Origin of the sequence: Exiguobacterium alkaliphilum (assembly GCF_018138125.1) — a bacterium.
In the GTDB taxonomy this organism is placed as follows: Bacteria; Bacillota; Bacilli; order Exiguobacteriales; family Exiguobacteriaceae; genus Exiguobacterium; species Exiguobacterium alkaliphilum.
The window spans coordinates 738,241-755,944 of record NZ_CP073101.1 but is presented as its reverse complement, the minus strand read 5'-3'; the positions used below and the strand labels follow the sequence as shown (position 1 = coordinate 755,944).

The window sequence follows — 17,704 nt, the reverse complement described above, 5'->3', positions numbered from 1 at the left end:
TTTTACGATTCGACGATCGGCAATTCGACGACCATCGTCGTCCCTTTGCCCGATTCAGATTTTGCATAAATCGTTCCACCGTGAGATTCGACGATCTCTTTACAAATGGCGAGCCCAAGGCCGGTGCCTCCAATATTGCGGCTTGCTTCACTTTGTACGCGGTAAAACTTCTCAAACAAGCGTTTGGCATCCTCTTCTGATACGCCGATTCCTTCATCTTCGATGGCGACCCGGATGACGTCGTCATCGCATTCAACGTTGACGGTGATATTCCCGCCGTCGGGTGAATATTTAATCGCATTGTTCAGGATATTCGAGAACACTTGACGAAGGCGAGCCGGATTCCCGGAAATTTGAAGCGACTCGTCACAGTCAAAGTGGAACATGTGCAGCTCCGTCGAGCCGGCATGTATCTCGAGCACATCTGACAACATCTCATATAGACTTTCGATTTTGAAATCTTGTTGGTCGGCGCCTGCTTCCATCTTCTGCACGTCAAGTAAATCCGTGACGAGCCGCTCGAGGCGCTTCGTCTCACTATTGATCATACTCAAGTAGCGTTTCCGTTTCTCCTCGTCGACGTGGCGCGTGGCCAACAGTTCGGTGAATCCGAGGATGGAGGTGAGCGGTGTCCGTAGTTCGTGCGAGACGGTGGCGACAAGCTCCGTCTTCAAGCGATCGATTTCAATCTCTTTTGTGACGTCACGTGAGACAAACATCAAACCGAACCGTTCGTCCTTCAGTTCAATCGGTTCGGCGTACATCCGTACGATACGTCTACCCTGTTGCATCGAGTACGTAAACGTCTCATCGAATATTCCCTCGCGTCGAGCTCGATTTGTAAAGCGGAGCAACGCCTCCCGATCGTCGATATGGCTCATGAACGGCTCATAGAACGTCTCGATTGGGTAAAGACTTTGACGATGTTCATACGGGACCGGCTGGTCATACAAATCGAACAGCGCCTGGTTACCGTACATCTTGCCGTTGCTTAACTCTTCAAACACGATGGAATCGCGCATCGTGTGTAAGATGCGGGCCGTCTTCTCCCGCTCTCGTTCAAGCGTATCGTGTTGCCCGATAAGCGAGCTCGACATCTCGTTGAACGCCTTCGACAGCTGACCGACTTCGTTTTTGAGCGGTTCGATTGGAATGAGTGTCGCATGTGGGTCGAGCGCGAGCCGTTCACTGTTCGAGATGAGCGCCTGCAGTTGTTTCGTCAAACGGACGACATACGGCTGCAAACTCACGAACAGAATGAATACCGCACCGAGTAAGACCATGAGCCACATCCACTGTGCGCGCGCGAGCTGTTCGGACAGCGATTCACGAAGCGACGTCTCTTGGAAATCGAGGTCGGCCCGATAATCGGTGAAGACCGACTCCATGTCGACGATGCTCGCGCTCATGTCGGCCGCACTCTTCGAGTTCAATTTGAAGCGCGTCTGATTCGACGTCGCATTTTTCGGCATGAGTTGGCCGACGGTCGCCATCTGAAGGAACGGTTCATCAATCTCGCCATTCGCTTTGGCGATGACGTACCGTTCCAGCCCTGGCATGACACGGGTCGTATAAATCGTGAATAACAGCCGAGCGTCTTTTGCGAACGTCTTCTCTTCTTCATTGACGGCCCGCTCCTCGAACCACGTCGTCTGTTCATCGATTCGCGTCTGGGCGCTCCGCACCTCGTTCAAGAGTGCGTCTTCTCCGAGCAGGACGTGACCGCGCATCTCGTATTGCATCGATTGCCACGTCTCGAACAAGTCCGTCGCGCGCGAACGCTGTTCACTGATGCGCTCGAGTTCGACGGTCGTCTCTTTAATCGCTTGTTGTGTATAAAAGTATGTGCCTAGCGACGTGAACGTAATCAAGGCCACGAGCACATAAAAGATTGTCAGCACTTGACGGCTGATTCTTGCTTCAATCCAACGTTTCATGGTTCGCCTTCTTCCCTTTAAGTGTTTGCTCCTCTATTCAAGCCTCCCGCTATTCAAACGGGACGTTTTCGTGTACGATTAGGTGACATTCGTCACATCCGTTCAAGACAGGCCTCGGCCTTTTGACGGAATGTGATAAGTATACCATTGTCTTCTCACAAGAAACTCACAAGTCTGAAGGGAATGTGCCCATGACCCGTAAACATATCGGGCTGATGCTCGTCATCATTCTCGTCGCCATCACGAGCGGATTAGTGCTCACGCGCGGCCAGACGATTGACAGCACGGCCACCGTCACCCGGGGTTCGGCCGATTTGACCGAATCGCAAGTGACAGAACACATCACCCGGCTCGACGGAACGTGGCGTTTCCAATCGAGTCTGCTTGACGCCGTCGACCGACAATCTTATCGTAACGTCCCCCATGTCACGCCCCACGCCACCGCGACGTATGAGGTCGATGTTGCGTTACCTCCCGGACAATATGCACTCCGTGTCCCACAGAACCATCCACATGTCCGTATCCTCATCAATGGCGAACCGGCAGATCCTGTCTATTCTTCCGTCAAACAAGGAGACAGACAGGCGTATTTAGTCCTGCTCGACCCAAATTCATCCGACTTCCGCCTGACGATCCAAGTAAGCGGATCAACCGACCGGCCGACCGGGCTCGAGGACAGCCTGTTAATCGGTCCAATCAACAACATGCTGACACTGCAAAATGAACTGTTCAGCTACGACTTCGTGAACGTGTTGATCGCCTGCTTGATCTTCCTGTTTTACGCCATCGTCTCTGTCTTCCACCGGAAAGAATCGATTTATTTATACGGGGCGGGGTTCTTTTTCTTGATCGCTTTGTCACTGTTGACCCGCGACCAAATCGTGTTTGAATTCATCCCGGTGATGGCTTATGTCGTCGCCCATAAAGTCAGCCTCATCGCCGTCTTGCTCAGCGTCTGTATGCTCATCGAGTTCGCCATCCGGCTCGAACGTGTCCCGTACGAACGGTTCTTGCGGCTCGCCACATACCCGCTCTACGTCTTAAGTGCTGTCGCCATCATCATCCCATACGCGGTGCATGGCTGGTTCGACTACGCCGCCTGGATTTACGTCTTGTTCATCGCCTTCTTTTGGACCGGCCTCAACATCAATTGGCTGTTCGAGCGCAAATCGACGGGCTACCCGCTCGAGTTCCTCATCTTCACGTTGGCGATGATTATCGGGTACATCGGACAGACGATCAATATTCTGATCCCACATCCGAACCAAGACACGTACACGAGCATCTTATCGCTCATTTATTTCGTGCTCATGTTCACGTTGTTGCCGTTACACCTGTCGACCGACAAGCGGCAAAAGCAAGAAGTCCAGACGTTCGCCGCTCAGAGCGAAATCTCGTTCTTTAACGCGCAAATCAAACCGCATTTTCTCTATAACACGTTCGGGAACGTCATCGCGCTCTGTTATACGGCCCCGAACGAGGCGGCACGACTGCTCAGCCACTTGAGCACATACGTCCGCTTCATCTTCGAGAACGGTCGGACCGATTCGAACATCACACTCGGGCAAGAACTCGAGATGATCGACTCGTATCTGTCCATCGAGCAGACCCGATTCAACGATGCCTTCACCATCATCAAAGACATCGATGACAGTCTATTCAACGTGGAAGTACCACCGCTCCTCATCCAGCCGCTCGTCGAGAATGCGCTACGACACGGTCTGATGAGAAAAGGTGGCAACAAACGGCTCATGTTAGCGGTACAAGACCTCGGATCGGCGATTGAGGTCCGCATCGCCGACAACGGTGTCGGCTTCGACCCGAAACGAACGGCCATGCCGACGAGCGGGATTGGCATCCCGAACGTCCGCAATCGCATCGCCTATGTACCGAATGCCACATTCACACTACAATCGGAAGTAGGAGTCGGCACGAACGTCCTTATCCGCCTTCCGAAACGAGAAAGGATGAACGTCCCGAATGCGCACGATCTTGATTGAAGATGAACAGCACTTATTGCGGATGATGGAACGCATCGTCCAAACGGAGCCGAACTTGAAATGGATGGGCTCGTTCCACGACCCGAAAGAAGCCCTCACTTTTTTAAACAACCAAGACGTCGATCTTGTGTTTCTCGATATCGAGATGCCGCATATGTCTGGTGTCGAACTTGCGAAACAGTTGCCGAAGACGACACAAGTCGTCTTCACGACGGCGCATAGCCAGTATGCGGTCGAGGCGTTCGAATTACAGGCGACCCACTATTTGTTGAAGCCGATCACGGAAGATCAGATTCATGCGTTGATGCCGCGCGTCATGAAGCGGTATGAGTCGATTTTACAGTCAGAGCGGCACCGGACGTGCACGATTCAGTGCCTCGACCATTTCTCCGTCAACACGCAGGACGGCGACCTCGTCAAGTGGCCGACGCAAAAGACCGAAGAGTTGTTCGCTTACTTGATTTATCATCGTGATAAGGTCGTCAACAAATGGCTCATCGCTGAGACACTCTACCCAGAGATTGACGAGCCGCAGCGCGCGCTCCATAACGTCTACAATCTCGTCTATCGCTTGAAGAAGACGCTCGCCGATTACAACTTGAGCATCTCGGTCCAAACGATTAACAACGGGTACTCGCTCCGTCTCGATGAGGCGTGCACATGCGATTACTACGCATGGCTCGATGCCGACCCGAAACCGATGCCAAAAGAAGAGGTGGCCGGTCGCCTCTTCGTCGACAAAGACTATACGTGGCACTGAAAAAGCGCTTCTCCAATGCATCTGGAGAAGCGCTTTTTCATCGTCCGGTAAAGCCCCCGTCGACGTGCAAATGTTGACCGTTGACCCACTCCCCGTCCGGTCCCATCAAGAACGCGACGAAGCGGGCCGTATCTTCCGGCGTACCGACGCGTCCGTGCGGGAAGAACGGGACGAGATGATCGTGTAACGTGTCATCAATCCAGCCCGAGTCGGTCGGTCCCGGGTCGAGGGCGTTCACCGAGATCCCGTAGCGCCCGGTCCCGTTCGCGAGTGCCGGTGTGATGGCGATGAGCGCCCCCTTCGTCGCGATGTAGGCGAGATTGTTCGCGTCCGGTCCACCCGACACCATGAACAAGATTCGTCCGTCGTTTAGCCCGGCTCGTTTATATCGCTCGATGAAGGCGAACGTGAGCCCGAGCGCCCCCTCATTGTTGACGAGGTAGTGCGCGCGCAGCGTCTCGGTCGTAAATGAGTCGACGTTTACGTGGCGCTCGAACGTCGCATTGTTGATGAGACGACTCGGCACACCGAGTGTAGCCTCGATCCGGTCGAGCAGCCCTTCTGCGTCACCTGACGCCAAATCGTACGGCTCATGGGCGACACGTGCGCCTAAGGTCTGTAACTCATCTACAAACTGATGAATGAAATCTGGCTCTGCCCCGACCCCGTCCGTCCCGTCAAACGGGGTCCAGTGCGTGAGATAGAGGTCGTGTCCTTCTTTCGCAAGCTTTCTGGCGATTGCCGCGCCGATGCCTTTGTCGCGGCTGACACCGGTGATTAATGTGAGTGGTCGCATGATGTTCCTCCGATTCGTTCTGATTTTAGATCCCTCATTCATTCACAAATCGGTGCCATGACGATTTCCCTCTCTCCTTTTGATAAATCTAGTGTATCAGACATTTTCCCAGGAAATGAAAAACCTGATTCGCGCGCAGAGGCGTGAATCAGGTTACGGTTTACTTCAAACGATCCAAATGTTCGAGCATGATGCCTGTGCCGTGTGCGACGCTGAGCGTCGGCTCTTCGGCAATCATGACCGGCAATCCGACACGCTCGGCGACGAGCTGGTCGATGCCGTGCAGGAGCGAGCCGCCCCCTGTCATGATGATGCCGCGATCGATGATGTCGGCCGCGAGTTCCGGCGGCGTCTGTTCGAGGACGCGCTTCGTCGCCTCGACGATCTCGTTTGCCGATTCGGCCATCGCCTCACGGAGTTCTTCTGACGTGATCGTCACCGTACGCGGCAATCCACGTACCATGTCGCGTCCACGGATGTCCATCGTCTCGTTGCGTCCACCTGGGAAGACGGTCGCGATCTCTTTCTTGATCTGCTCGGCCGTCCGTTCCCCGATGATGAGTTTGTGCTTGTCTTTGATGGCACGGAGGATATCCGTATCAAAACGATCACCGGCGATTTTGATTGTCTCACCGCAAACGATGTCACCCATCGACAGAATCGCGACGTCCGTCGTCCCGCCACCGATGTCGACGATCATGTGGCCGACGGGCTTCCAAATGTCCATGCCCGAACCGACGGCTGCCGCTTTCGGTTCTACGGCGAGGAACACTTCTTTGGCGCCCGCTTTTTCAGCGGCTTCCCGAATCGCTTTCGCTTCGACCGGCGTCACGTTCGCCGGCGTACAGATGAGCATGCGAATCCCACCGAAGAAACCGCGTACTTGAATCTTTTCGACGAAGTGACGGAGCATTTCTTCCGTTGTCGCGAAATCGGCGATGACGCCGTCACGGAGTGGACGGATGGCGACGATGTCACCTGGTGTACGACCGACCATCTCGTACGCTTCTGTGCCGACGGCGAGAACTTTCCCCGTCGAGCGTTTGATGGCGACGACTGATGGCTCGTCAAGGACGATGCCGCGGCCTTTGACGTGGATGACGACGTTTGCTGTTCCTAAATCAATCCCGATATCTTTTGAAAACATGATGTATAGGTTCCTCCGTTCATTACTTCATTGAAAAGAGCGAGAAGAATCTCCTCGCTCCTATGAGTCTATTAATTAGTTGTTGACCATTTCTTCAGCGACTTCGACTGTTCCTTCGATGCGCTCGATGTCGGCACCGAGTGCTTGAAGTTTCTTGTGGAAGTCGACGTAGCCACGGTCGATATGATATAAGTCGCCGACACGAGTCTCCTCGTCGGCAATGAGGCCTGCAAGCACGAGTGCTGCACCGGCGCGAAGGTCTGTTGAGACGACTTCGGCACCTTGGAGGCGAACGCCACCTTTGATGATTGCGGAACGTCCTTCGATTTTGATGTCTGCGTTCATGCGGCGGAACTCTTCCACGTGCATGAAGCGGTTTTCAAACACCGTTTCCGTAATGACTGATGTGCCGCCAGCTTTTAAGACGAGCGCCATCATTTGTGCTTGGATATCAGTCGGGAAACCAGGGTGTGGCATCGTCTTCACATCGACCGGCTTCAACTCGTCCGGCGCGATGACGCGCATGCCTTCCGCTGTGTCTTCGAACTGAACACCCATCTCTTCCATCTTCGAGATGAGCGGGCGAAGGTGCTCACGCTCTGCCCCGATGACTTCGATGTCGCCGCCTGTGATGGCGCCTGCGACGAGGAACGTGCCCGCTTCGATGCGGTCCGGGATGATCGAGTGCTCGGCACCGTGGAGCTTCTCCACGCCTTCGATGCGAATCGTCTCTGTACCGGCACCGCGGACGTGTGCGCCCATACCGTTCAAGAAGTTCGCGAGGTCGACGATTTCCGGCTCTTTCGCGACGTTCTCGATGACCGTCGTGCCTTCAGCGAGGACCGCCGCCATCATGATGTTCTCTGTCGCGCCGACAGATGGGAAGTCGAGGTAAATCTTCGCGCCTTTCAAGCGACCGTCGACTGACGCTTCGACGAAACCGTTGCCGATGACCGTCTTCGCACCCATCGCTTCGAACCCTTTTAAGTGGAGGTCGATCGGACGTGACCCGATCGAGCAACCGCCCGGCATCGCGACGCGCGCGTGACCGAGACGAGCGAGAAGAGGACCCATGACGAGGATCGAGGCACGCATCTTGCGAACGTACTCGAGTGGTGCCTCGTCTTTGATTGTGCCCGAGGCGTCGACTGTGACTTCGTTGTTCGCTTCATCGAATGCGACCTCTGCACCGAGGTGGCGTAGTACTTTGTTAATCGTGTATACGTCGGCGAGACGTGGTACGTTTTGAAGTACCGATTTTCCTTCGCTCGCCAATAGAGTGGCAACCAATGTTTTGAGTACGGCGTTTTTTGCTCCTTCTACACGCACAGTACCTGACAATTTACGTCCTCCACGGACTACAATCAAATCCTTCATATCTCTCTTTGTCCTCCAACTTCGTTAATTTTGTGTTCTATACGTCGATATCCGCAACTTCCGGATGTGGTTATGTCGATTGCTATGATGGTTTGTGAAACGTGACGTCCTTCATCAGGTTCGAATCAAGAATAATAGCAATAAAATAATCTGATGAAAAACGGCATGTCAGACGAGTTTATCCTACACGATAAACATATAGGAATCGTTACAGCAGGATTACAGTTTGTTAATGGTTTTAAACATCACTGTAATGGTGCGAGTGCCTGGGCCAATCGGATATACTCCAAAAAGAACTGGGCGATGAGTGAACCGAAGACGACGGCCACGAGAACGCGCAAGACGGCTGCCTGCGGGCTCCTCACTTGATTGAGCACTTTGTCCCATTTGACTGGCATGAGTGCCCACCACGCGACGTAAATCGCTACGATATAAATGACGAGCGATAATACGGTGTTTAGCATCGACGATTCCCCTCTTTTCAAAAATTCGTACCATTTTTAATCATAGCATGTCGCGACAGAGAAAAAAAGACTTAGCCTCAACGGGACGATTCGGTTCGTTTCATTGAATCAGCTCGCTTTCTCATTTAAACCGCATACAAAAAGGGACGTCATGGGCGTGTAGCCTTACTACAGTAATTGACGTCCCTTCGATATTTCAAACATTATTCACTTTTTTCGTCGAACGTTTGGGCCCAGCGAATCGCCTGGATATAGTAAGGCGACCAGTCCGGCGCCGACTCATCGACCGGCACCGTCAAATGTTCATACGCCGTCACCGCCTCGAGCAACCCACGGAGCGCGTTCCGTTTCCCGAGGAGCGCCTCTTTGACGACCGGTTCGACCGGGAGTTCCGATACGAGAGACGTCATCGTCTCGTCCAAGATGACGTCGAGCGATGAGAAGATGCCCGTGATGAACGCATCGAAAGGTTTCACCTCAGGCGTCGAATCGGCCGCGATCAACTCCATCATCTTTCCGCGGATGACGCTTTGTTTAATCAATTCTTTCGACTCAGACGTCTGCATCTCTCGTAAGAGCATCAAGTACGACCAGCGCCGCAACTCATCGAGACCGATGCGGGCGACGGCCTGTTCAATCGACTGAATCGTGTGCCGTCCTTTCTGGTATACCGTGTTGACCGAACGCAGCATCTTGTATGATAAGTCGACGCTTCGCTCAATCAAGCCGGCGATGCGTCGGAAATTCGGCTCGGGACAGTCAAGTTCCTTCAACACTTCGACGAGCGTGTGCCGGAGCGGGTGCACCTCGGCGCCATGGACGACGGTCGGCTTGCTGAAGAAGTAGCCTTGAAACATCTTATAGCCGAGCTGCTTCGCCGTCTCGTACTCGAGCGGCGTCTCGATTTTCTCGGCTAAAAATTCGACGCGATGGCCGAGGGCGTCGATGAGCCGCTTCTGTTGCTCGACGGGCGTCGCCTGATAATCGATTTTGATGATGTCAGCGAGACCGATCAAGGGCCGGTACTTCTCCTCGAACACGAAGTCGTCGAGCGCGATCGTGTAGCCCTTTCGGCGGAGGGAGCGCAGTGCGGCGAGCACTTTCTCGGTCGGTTCGACGTGTTCGAGCACTTCGACGACGAGCGACTGGCGTGGCAATAAGGCCGGCACTTCGCCTTCAATCAAGTTTTGCGGGAAGTTGATGAACGCCCGCGTCCCCTCGGTCAACTCCCGAAAGTTGAAGACGAGGTAGGCGTTATGAATCACGTCGGCGGTCGCTAACGCGTCGTCGACGTGTTCGAATATATTCTTCTCGCTGCGGCGGTACAACAGTTCATAACCGCAGACGCGTAATTTCTGATCAAAGATCGGTTGTCGCGCAACGTAAACTTTCATCCCTTTGCTCTCCTTTTGTTTAGTCCCGTCTTTATTATCGGCATGAGCCGTCCGCTTGTTTACTGCTTTCCCCAAATCCCGTCGAGACTTTAGACCTATTATAATGAAGGAACACGACAAAAAAACCTCCCCACCGAAGTGAGAAGGTTAAGCAATCAGTCTTTCATATCGCGAATGCTCAAGCGGTTGATCGCCTTTTTGAGCGCGAGCTCCGCACGGCGGAATTCGATTTCCGAGATTTTCGTGTCTTGAAGACGACGCTCGGCCCGAACTTTTGCCGCAGAAGCACGGTCATAGTCGATTTTGTCCGCCATTTCGGCTGTTTCAGCTAAGATCGTCACCGTATCGGGACGAACTTCCATGAAACCGCCGCTGAGTGCGATCAGCGTGCGTCCACCATCTTCGTGGCGCAGTTTAAGGATCGAGATGTCGAGCGGAGTCACCATCGGGATGTGTTTCGGTAAGATACCGATTTCACCGGTCACCGATTTGGCGATCACCATCCGCGCCTCGCCCTCGTAAGCTGCGCCATCCGGGGTGACGACGTTGACGTGAAGAGTATTCATCGTCTAGTTTCCCCCTTCCGCGTAGGTCTTAGACCAGCGTCTTCGCTTTTTCGATGACGTCTTCGATTGGACCGACGAGACGGAATGCATCTTCCGGGAGATCATCGTGTTTTCCATCGAGGATCTCTTTGAAGCCGCGCACAGTCTCTTTGACCGGTACGTACGAACCTTTTTGGCCTGTGAACTGCTCAGCCACGTGGAAGTTTTGTGACAAGAAGAACTGAATCCGACGGGCACGGTGAACCGTGAGCTTATCGTCTTCTGACAACTCGTCCATCCCGAGGATGGCGATGATGTCTTGGAGTTCTTTGTAACGTTGGAGCGTCTGCTGCACGTCACGCGCGATTTCGTAGTGCTCTTGCCCGACGATGTCAGGTGAAAGGGCACGTGAAGTCGAAGCGAGCGGGTCAACGGCCGGGTAAATCCCCATCTCCGAGAGACGGCGCTCAAGGTTTGTCGTCGCATCAAGGTGAGCGAACGTTGTCGCTGGAGCCGGGTCTGTATAGTCATCGGCTGGTACGTAGACCGCTTGAATCGACGTGACCGATCCTTTCGCTGTCGACGTGATTCGCTCTTGAAGCATACCCATTTCCGTCGCGAGTGTCGGCTGGTAACCTACGGCAGATGGCATCCGGCCGAGAAGGGCCGATACTTCCGAACCTGCCTGTGTGAAGCGGAAGATGTTATCGACGAAGAGAAGAACGTCTTGTCCTTGCTCGTCACGGAAGTATTCTGCCATCGTAAGACCCGTCAAGGCAACACGGAGACGTGCGCCAGGTGGTTCGTTCATCTGACCGAATACCATCGCTGTTTGTTTGATAACGCCTGAGTCCGTCATCTCGTGGAACAAGTCATTTCCTTCACGCGTACGCTCACCGACTCCTGCGAATACAGAAATCCCGCTGTGCTCTTGCGCGATGTTGTTGATGAGTTCCTGGATGAGGACGGTTTTCCCTACACCGGCACCACCGAAGAGACCGATCTTACCACCTTTGATGTAAGGGGCGAGCAAATCGACGACTTTGATACCTGTCTCGAGAATTTCAACCTTCGTCGACAACTCGTCGAACGTCGGTGCTTGACGGTGAATCGGTGAACGACGCACTGTCGGGGATACTTCTTTATCGTCAATCGGGTTACCGAGAACGTTGAAGACACGACCGAGCGTCTCTTCCCCTACCGGTACCGAAATCGGTGAACCTAAGTCAAGTACTTCCATGCCGCGGCGAACGCCGTCCGTCGAGTCCATCGCAATCGTACGGACCGTGTCATCACCGAGGTGAATCGCCACCTCGAGCGTCAAGTCGACACTTACATCTTCCGCCGATGTCGCCACGTGCGTGACTTTAAGGGCGTTGTAGATGTTTGGTAAGTGGTTGTCGAACTTAACGTCGATAACTGGGCCCATGACTGCGACTACGCGGCCTTTCATGCCGTATTCGTTCATCGTGTTAGCCTCCTACAATCTAGAGGGCGAGCGCTTATTCAAGCGCTGCCGCACCTCCGACAATCTCTGTGATTTCTTGTGTGATCGCCGCTTGACGCGCGCGGTTGAACTTGAGCTTGAGTCCACGGATGAGTTCATCCGCGTTGTCCGTCGCGTTCGACATCGCCGTCATCCGCGCCGCGTGCTCCGATACTTTCGCATCGAGGAGCGCGCCGTAGATGAGTCCTTCCGCATAACGCGGGAGGAGCGCTGCTAAGATCGTTTCTTCTTCTGGTTCATATTCATACATCACATTCGATGCGGTCTGTTCGATATTCCCAAGCGGGAGCAGTCGATCGATTTTCACTTCTTGGCTGATAACAGAGATGAATGAGTTGTAGCAAAGCTTCAATTCATCAATCTCGCCGTCACTGAACGCGCCGACCGTCTGCTTGACGATCTCTGCGACTTCAATGAATGATGGCTGGTCGTTTAGTCCTGTCATCGCACTGTACACCGGAATGTTCCGTGCCTTGAAGAACTGAACGCCGACCTTCCCAATCACATACAGACGATACTCGTCCGTTGAATCGTGTTTTGCCTTCAATTCGCGATACACGTCACGAAGGACGCTGGCGTTGTATCCACCAGCTAGTCCGCGGTCAGACGTGATGACGATATAGCCGGTCCGTTTGACGGGACGGACTTGAAGCATCGGGTGTGTTGCACCTGAAGTACCGCCGGCAATCGACGAGATGACTTCCTGCAACTTGGTCATGTACGGCTTGAAGTTGGCGTTGCTCCCTTGAGCACGGTTCAATTTCGAGGCCGACACCATGTTCATCGCTTTCGTGATTTGCTTTGTGCTTTGGGTCGAGGTGATCCGCATCTGGATCTCACGTAATGATGCCATTTCGATTCACCACCTTAATAGACGCTCGTCACCGGATTAAACCGATGGCGAGAACGTCTTTTTGAATTCCGCAATTGCATCGACCATCGCCTCGTCAGCAGGAAGGTTTCCTGTTTGACGGATTTCGCGGCAGAGGTCTGCACGGTTTTGGTCGAGCCATGCGTTCATTTCTTTTTCGAAACGACGGATGTCTTCGACTGGGATGTCATCGAGATGACCTTTCGTGAGCGCGTAGATGATGATGACTTGTTTGTCGACCGAGAGCGGTGCGTTCAAGTCTTGCTTCAACACTTCAACGGTACGTTGACCACGGTTGAGCTTCGCTTGTGTCGCTTTATCAAGGTCAGAACCGAACTGGGCGAACGCCTCGAGCTCACGGTATGACGCGAGGTCAAGACGGAGCGTACCCGCAACCTTCTTCATCGCTTTCACTTGAGCCGAACCACCAACACGCGATACCGAGAGACCGGCGTTAATCGCAGGACGTACCCCAGAGAAGAAGAGGTCCGACTGAAGGAAGATTTGACCGTCTGTGATCGAGATAACGTTCGTCGGGATGTACGCCGAGATATCCGACGCTTGCGTCTCGATGAACGGAAGGGCTGTAAGCGAACCGCCACCGAGTTCGTCGTTCAACTTCGCCGCACGCTCAAGAAGGCGTGAGTGGAGGTAGAAGACGTCACCTGGGTAGGCTTCGCGGCCTGGAGGACGACGGAGAAGAAGCGAGAGCTCACGGTAAGCTGCCGCTTGTTTCGAGAGGTCATCATACACGACGAGGACGTGTCGTCCGCGGTCCATGAAGTACTCACCCATCGATACCCCAGCAAACGGTGCGAGGTAAAGAAGCGGGGCCGGCTGTGAAGCCGATGCCGAAACGACGATCGTGTAATCGAGGGCGCCGTTTTGACGGAGCGTCTCAACTACGCCACGGACAGTCGATTCTTTCTGACCGATCGCGACGTAAATACAAATCATGTTCTCTTCTTTTTGGTTGATGATCGCATCGATCGCGACCGAAGTCTTACCAGTCTGACGGTCACCGATGATGAGCTCACGCTGTCCGCGACCGATTGGTACGAGGGCGTCAATCGCCTTAATCCCAGTTTGGAGCGGTTCGTGAACCGACTTACGGGCCATAACGCCGTAAGCTTTGCGCTCGATCGGGTTGTAGTTGTCCGTCACGATCGGTCCGAGACCGTCGATCGGTTGTCCGAGCGGGTTGACGACGCGTCCGAGGAGCGCCTCACCGACCGGTACTTCCATGATGCGGCCCGTACGTTTAACCGAGTCGCCTTCTTTGATGCCTTTATAGTCGCCAAGGATGATAATCCCGACGTTACCTTCTTCTAAGTTTTGCGCCAAGCCCATTACGCCGTTTGAGAACTCAACGAGTTCCCCGGCCATAACGTTATCGAGTCCGTGTGCACGTGCGATCCCGTCACCTACTTGAATGACTGTACCTGTCTCACTGACTTCGATTTCAGAGCCGTACGAAGCGATTCGCTCTTTTAGCAGGGCGCTAATTTCTTCAGCTTTGATCGTCATTGAATTCACCCCTATTTCTTACGCATTCAACAGTTCACGCTCGAGGCGTGTCAGTTTGGTTTCGATTGTGTCATCGTACGTCGTGTAACCGATTTGGACGCGGAGTCCACCGATGACCTCTTCGTCGACGACATTCTGTAATTGAAGCGTCTTGCCCACCTTCTGACCGAAGACGAGTTCGACTTCTTTTAAGTCCGTTGCCGACAATGGATAGGCGCTCGTGACGAACCCCTCTGCAATACCGCGGAACTCGTTCGCATATTCGCGGACGTAACGCGGCAACGCGCGAACTTCGCTCGCACGGTCGTTCTCGACCATGACGAGAAGTGTGTTCACGACGATTGTCGTCATATCACCAAAGCTATCTTTTAAAAGCTGTGCAAGCTCGCTGTCGCTGATTGCCGGATTCGTTAAGAGATCCATCAATTCAGGTGTCGCGTGGAGCACTTCATCGAGCAGACGCACTTCCGCTTCGACTTGGTCGAGCGTGCCTTGTTCCCGCGCTAAGTCGAAGAGCGCTTTAGCATAGCGTTTTGCTAGAGATGCGTTCATTAGTTAGCACCTTTCGCTTTTGACAGGAAGTCTGTGACGAGGGCACGTTGTTTCGCTTCGTCCCCTTTAAGGTCCGTACGAAGGACGTGGCGTGCTGCCGAAAGCGCCTGTGTGACGACTTCCGTCTGAAGCGATTGTTTCGCAAGCTCACGCTCGCGCTCGATCGCTTTCTCAGCCTCGACTTTAATTTGTTCGGCTTCCAAACGCGCCTGCTCCACCAAGCGTGCTTGTTCTGCTTCAGCCTGACGACGACTTGAATCGAGCATTTCTTTCGATTCCGTACGTGCCGCGCTGAGCGCTTCACGTTGTTCGACGACATAAGTTTCCGCATCTTTGCGGCTCTTTTCAGCGAGCTCAATTTCGTTCGCTACATACTCTTCACGCTGTCTCATCATTCCAAGGAGTGGTCCCCAAGCAAATTTCTTCAACAGGGCCAAGAGTACGAGGAATGTGAAAAGTGTAAAGATCATATCCAGGATGCGGAGGCCTTCACCGCCAGCACCAGCTGCAATCATCATCGTATCCATGCATACCCTCCTCTTGACTAAATAAGTGAGGGAGACGTGCTCCCTCTTCCAATTTTCTCGTTAACTCGGAATCAAGAGTTGAGGAGAAGGAAACCGACAGCCACACCGATGATCGGGAGGGCTTCAACCAAACCGATACCGATGAACATTGTTTGACGAAGTTCGTTTTTGAGTTCTGGCTGACGTGCTTGTCCTTGTACTGTACCGTATACGATGAGACCGTTACCGATACCTGCTGCGAGTGCTCCAAGACCGATAACGAGTGCTGTTGCAAGAAGATTCATTTGTTCCATTGTGTATATTCCTCCTAAAAGTTAAGTAAATAGTTTTTTGTGTTCAACGCTTTGACGAAGGCGAATCAATGCTCGGCTGAAGCCTTGTGCCCGATGTACACCATTGCAAGCGTCAGGAAAATGTAGGATTGGATAACCCCGATAAAGATTGAGAAACCTTGCCATAAAATCATTGGGAAGATTGCGAACACAGCACCGAGCGGATTTAGTGCCCCTTGCGCCGTAATTGCGAGTCCCAAGATGATGGTAATCATGATTTCACCGGCAAAGATGTTACCGTAAAGACGCAGACCGAGCGTCAAGGTGTTCGCGAACTCCTCGATAAGCTTGATCGGCAATAAGAACCAGACCGGTTTGACGAACTCTGCCGAATAGTGCTTCAACCCGTGCAGCTTCACGCCGTAGTAGTGCGACATTGCAACGACGAGTGTCGACAACGCCAATGTGACATACGGGTCGGCTGTCGGCGAGTTAAACCATAAGTAGTGGCCGGAGATGACGTTAAACGGTAGACCCATCAAGTTTGAGAATAGAATGAACAAAATCAATGTCATCCCGAACGAGATAAAGCGTCCCCCTGTCTTCCAGTCCATCGCACTCGAGATGACCCCGCGTACGAATTCTGCAAAGAACTCCATGAAGTTCTGTTTGCCAGTCGGCTTCATTGCCAAGCGTCGTGTTCCCCAGACGGCGAACGTGAAGACGAGCAGTGAAGCGATCAGCACCGTAATGACGTTCGTCCAGCTCCCATAAAGCGTGTAATCTCCAAGTTGTAGAGAATAGGTGGGAAACTCATGACCCATTAGTATTCACCTCTTTTCCTGCTGAGCTGGGCAAGTGTGAACTCGCCAAATTGTATGATGTGGCCGGCGATTAGACCAGTTACCACCGCAATCAGCGATACTCGATCCTCGTAGAAGAGGCCGACTATCACGGCTAACGCACCGACTGCCATCCTTGAAACAGTCCCGTGCGATTTCGGGCGTCGTCCATGTTCGATGACGTCAAACATCCGTATGACGCTTCGATTCTGCATATGTAGAATGATGAGACTGGCGACCCCGCCTAGAAACAACCCGAGAAAGACCGGTTTGTACATAGGGATGATGAATGCACCGAGGAGGAGAATGGCGAACCATCCGATAAACCACTTCGTGTAACGCTTCATCAGCTCTTTCTGTGCTTTTCTGTCTGCTTGCACTTGTTGTAGATTCATTCGTCCTCTCCTGTCAATAAACTTCGAAGGGTGAGAACAAGCGCCGTGATCCCGAACGCCATGCCGAGAAGCACCGACACATTCCAACCAAACGTACCCCAGAATTCACGTCTCGCTCCGTATTGGCCGACGAGATAACCGATGACGATCGGTCCTGCAAGCGCGGTCGAGATTTGCGAGGCGAGCGAGGCGTAGGATAGGTAACGATTGTCTTTTTTCGCCATCCTATTCTCCCCTTTCTCTCTAGGAAGCTCGTCCTTCATCTTGTCGATTCACACTCGCGTGACCATCAAAAGTCACACAAGTTCAGAGTAATGGAAATAGCATAAGAAGTCAATGAATTTCACAATTATAAAAGCGCTTTAAATCAAGTCGTATCAAGGCTTTTACGCACTTCACAAACTAAATTAAAATCGATAAATTTTAAAAAAGTATGAAGAAATGGTGAAATAAAAATGTTGAATTGATAACATTTCACAAAACGAACAAGATGAAGAATAGTTCAGTTATACCTCCACGTTTTGGAAAACACAACGGCAAACGACCCACGTTCACAAAAGGTTTTGAAACGGAAGTTGACCCGATTTTGAAATCGTTTACAACGTCCTGTTATAGTATACCGATACCCTTTTTCCGCTGTCGAGGGGTTCGCCCGAATTTGTCGTGAGGAATGTCACAGTCGAATTTCCGACGACAAAAAGGCTGGAAATCCCCTCCCATCAACGTAGAATAGGTGGACAATCCCAATTCAAATCGCTACGATTACCGTGTAAGCGCTCTCTAAAATTGTG

At 52.8% G+C, this 17,704-nt stretch carries 18 protein-coding genes; 2 read left to right on the top strand and 16 right to left on the bottom strand.

Annotated features, from left to right (window positions below):
* Window positions 1-2 precede the first annotated feature (2 nt).
* A complete protein-coding gene (locus tag KB235_RS04045) occupies window positions 3-1,937 on the bottom strand; it encodes a sensor histidine kinase (protein ID WP_211780466.1) in 1,935 nt (644 codons plus the stop codon).
* Between the two features lie 191 nt (window positions 1,938-2,128).
* Here KB235_RS04045 and KB235_RS04040 point away from each other — a divergent pair, with 191 nt between their 5' ends.
* Entirely contained in the window at window positions 2,129-3,937 is a 1,809-nt protein-coding gene (locus tag KB235_RS04040; protein ID WP_211780465.1) for a sensor histidine kinase, read from the top strand.
* Window positions 3,918-4,697 carry a response regulator gene (locus KB235_RS04035; protein ID WP_211780464.1) on the top strand — a complete coding sequence of 260 codons (780 nt, stop codon included), beginning with the start codon at window positions 3,918-3,920 and terminating at the stop codon, window positions 4,695-4,697. Before KB235_RS04040 ends, KB235_RS04035 begins: the two co-directional genes overlap by 20 nt.
* A 37-nt stretch (window positions 4,698-4,734) precedes the next feature.
* Here KB235_RS04035 and KB235_RS04030 read toward each other — a convergent pair whose 3' ends face one another.
* The 15 genes from KB235_RS04030 to KB235_RS03960 form a co-directional block, all read right to left on the bottom strand.
* A complete protein-coding gene (locus KB235_RS04030; RefSeq protein ID WP_211780463.1) occupies window positions 4,735-5,493 on the bottom strand; it encodes an SDR family oxidoreductase in 759 nt (252 codons plus the stop codon).
* A gap of 160 nt (window positions 5,494-5,653) precedes the next feature.
* On the bottom strand, window positions 5,654-6,640 hold the full coding sequence (gene mreB, locus KB235_RS04025) for a rod shape-determining protein (RefSeq protein WP_034807334.1): 987 nt from the start codon (window positions 6,638-6,640) through the stop codon (window positions 5,654-5,656).
* Window positions 6,641-6,715: 75 nt separating this feature from the next.
* The gene (gene murA, locus KB235_RS04020; RefSeq protein WP_211780462.1) at window positions 6,716-8,017 is read right to left on the bottom strand and encodes a UDP-N-acetylglucosamine 1-carboxyvinyltransferase; all 1,302 of its coding nucleotides are present in this window, start codon (window positions 8,015-8,017) and stop codon (window positions 6,716-6,718) included.
* A gap of 245 nt (window positions 8,018-8,262) precedes the next feature.
* Window positions 8,263-8,481 (bottom strand): DUF1146 family protein, encoded by a 219-nt coding sequence (locus tag KB235_RS04015; RefSeq protein WP_034807340.1) that lies wholly within the window; start codon window positions 8,479-8,481, stop codon window positions 8,263-8,265.
* A 203-nt stretch (window positions 8,482-8,684) separates the two neighbouring features.
* Window positions 8,685-9,875: an EAL and HDOD domain-containing protein gene (locus KB235_RS04010; RefSeq protein ID WP_034814526.1), complete on the bottom strand. Its 1,191-nt coding sequence runs from the start codon at window positions 9,873-9,875 to the stop codon at window positions 8,685-8,687.
* A gap of 155 nt (window positions 9,876-10,030) precedes the next feature.
* Window positions 10,031-10,441, bottom strand: a complete 411-nt coding sequence (locus tag KB235_RS04005; RefSeq protein ID WP_034807345.1) for a F0F1 ATP synthase subunit epsilon — start codon at window positions 10,439-10,441, stop codon at window positions 10,031-10,033.
* Window positions 10,442-10,469: 28 nt separating this feature from the next.
* The gene (gene atpD / locus KB235_RS04000; protein ID WP_034814524.1) at window positions 10,470-11,888 is read right to left on the bottom strand and encodes a F0F1 ATP synthase subunit beta; all 1,419 of its coding nucleotides are present in this window, start codon (window positions 11,886-11,888) and stop codon (window positions 10,470-10,472) included.
* Window positions 11,889-11,922: 34 nt separating this feature from the next.
* Window positions 11,923-12,780: an ATP synthase F1 subunit gamma gene (gene atpG / locus KB235_RS03995; RefSeq protein WP_034807350.1), complete on the bottom strand. Its 858-nt coding sequence runs from the start codon at window positions 12,778-12,780 to the stop codon at window positions 11,923-11,925.
* Between the two features lie 36 nt (window positions 12,781-12,816).
* The gene (atpA, locus tag KB235_RS03990; RefSeq protein ID WP_211780461.1) at window positions 12,817-14,325 is read right to left on the bottom strand and encodes a F0F1 ATP synthase subunit alpha; all 1,509 of its coding nucleotides are present in this window, start codon (window positions 14,323-14,325) and stop codon (window positions 12,817-12,819) included.
* 18 nt (window positions 14,326-14,343) lie between these two features.
* Complete coding sequence (locus KB235_RS03985) at window positions 14,344-14,877, bottom strand: F0F1 ATP synthase subunit delta (protein WP_034807354.1); 534 nt, start codon at window positions 14,875-14,877, stop codon at window positions 14,344-14,346.
* Window positions 14,877-15,404 carry a F0F1 ATP synthase subunit B gene (gene atpF / locus KB235_RS03980; protein WP_034807356.1) on the bottom strand — a complete coding sequence of 176 codons (528 nt, stop codon included), beginning with the start codon at window positions 15,402-15,404 and terminating at the stop codon, window positions 14,877-14,879. The genes KB235_RS03985 and atpF overlap by 1 nt, the downstream gene beginning before the upstream one ends.
* Window positions 15,405-15,475: 71 nt before the next feature.
* Window positions 15,476-15,688, bottom strand: a complete 213-nt coding sequence (gene atpE, locus KB235_RS03975) for a F0F1 ATP synthase subunit C (protein ID WP_024370837.1) — start codon at window positions 15,686-15,688, stop codon at window positions 15,476-15,478.
* 74 nt (window positions 15,689-15,762) lie between these two features.
* The gene (gene atpB / locus KB235_RS03970) at window positions 15,763-16,500 is read right to left on the bottom strand and encodes a F0F1 ATP synthase subunit A (RefSeq protein WP_034814520.1); all 738 of its coding nucleotides are present in this window, start codon (window positions 16,498-16,500) and stop codon (window positions 15,763-15,765) included.
* Window positions 16,500-16,913 (bottom strand): ATP synthase subunit I, encoded by a 414-nt coding sequence (locus tag KB235_RS03965; RefSeq protein WP_211780460.1) that lies wholly within the window; start codon window positions 16,911-16,913, stop codon window positions 16,500-16,502. The genes atpB and KB235_RS03965 overlap by 1 nt, the downstream gene beginning before the upstream one ends.
* Complete coding sequence (locus KB235_RS03960) at window positions 16,910-17,137, bottom strand: membrane protein (RefSeq protein ID WP_034807360.1); 228 nt, start codon at window positions 17,135-17,137, stop codon at window positions 16,910-16,912. The genes KB235_RS03965 and KB235_RS03960 overlap by 4 nt, the downstream gene beginning before the upstream one ends.
* Window positions 17,138-17,704 lie beyond the last annotated feature (567 nt).

Excerpts from the sequence above, each read along its gene's own strand:
- atpG (WP_034807350.1), bottom strand. The coding sequence starts at position 12,780 with ATGGCATCATTACGTGAGATCCAGATGCGGATCACCTCGACCCAAAGC.
- KB235_RS04005 (WP_034807345.1), bottom strand. The coding sequence starts at position 10,441 with ATGAATACTCTTCACGTCAACGTCGTCACCCCGGATGGCGCAGCTTAC.
- KB235_RS04045 (WP_211780466.1), bottom strand. The coding sequence starts at position 1,937 with ATGAAACGTTGGATTGAAGCAAGAATCAGCCGTCAAGTGCTGACAATC.
- KB235_RS04040 (WP_211780465.1), top strand. The coding sequence starts at position 2,129 with ATGACCCGTAAACATATCGGGCTGATGCTCGTCATCATTCTCGTCGCC.
- atpF (WP_034807356.1), bottom strand. The coding sequence starts at position 15,404 with ATGGATACGATGATGATTGCAGCTGGTGCTGGCGGTGAAGGCCTCCGC.
- atpA (WP_211780461.1), bottom strand. The coding sequence starts at position 14,325 with ATGACGATCAAAGCTGAAGAAATTAGCGCCCTGCTAAAAGAGCGAATC.
- KB235_RS04010 (WP_034814526.1), bottom strand. The coding sequence starts at position 9,875 with ATGAAAGTTTACGTTGCGCGACAACCGATCTTTGATCAGAAATTACGC.
- murA (WP_211780462.1), bottom strand. The coding sequence starts at position 8,017 with ATGAAGGATTTGATTGTAGTCCGTGGAGGACGTAAATTGTCAGGTACT.
- atpD (WP_034814524.1), bottom strand. The coding sequence starts at position 11,888 with ATGAACGAATACGGCATGAAAGGCCGCGTAGTCGCAGTCATGGGCCCA.
- KB235_RS04030 (WP_211780463.1), bottom strand. The coding sequence starts at position 5,493 with ATGCGACCACTCACATTAATCACCGGTGTCAGCCGCGACAAAGGCATC.
- atpE (WP_024370837.1), bottom strand. The coding sequence starts at position 15,688 with ATGAATCTTCTTGCAACAGCACTCGTTATCGGTCTTGGAGCACTCGCA.
- KB235_RS04015 (WP_034807340.1), bottom strand. The coding sequence starts at position 8,481 with ATGCTAAACACCGTATTATCGCTCGTCATTTATATCGTAGCGATTTAC.
- KB235_RS03960 (WP_034807360.1), bottom strand. The coding sequence starts at position 17,137 with ATGGCGAAAAAAGACAATCGTTACCTATCCTACGCCTCGCTCGCCTCG.
- KB235_RS03965 (WP_211780460.1), bottom strand. The coding sequence starts at position 16,913 with ATGAATCTACAACAAGTGCAAGCAGACAGAAAAGCACAGAAAGAGCTG.
- KB235_RS03985 (WP_034807354.1), bottom strand. The coding sequence starts at position 14,877 with ATGAACGCATCTCTAGCAAAACGCTATGCTAAAGCGCTCTTCGACTTA.
- atpB (WP_034814520.1), bottom strand. The coding sequence starts at position 16,500 with ATGGGTCATGAGTTTCCCACCTATTCTCTACAACTTGGAGATTACACG.
- mreB (WP_034807334.1), bottom strand. The coding sequence starts at position 6,640 with ATGTTTTCAAAAGATATCGGGATTGATTTAGGAACAGCAAACGTCGTC.
- KB235_RS04035 (WP_211780464.1), top strand. The coding sequence starts at position 3,918 with ATGCGCACGATCTTGATTGAAGATGAACAGCACTTATTGCGGATGATG.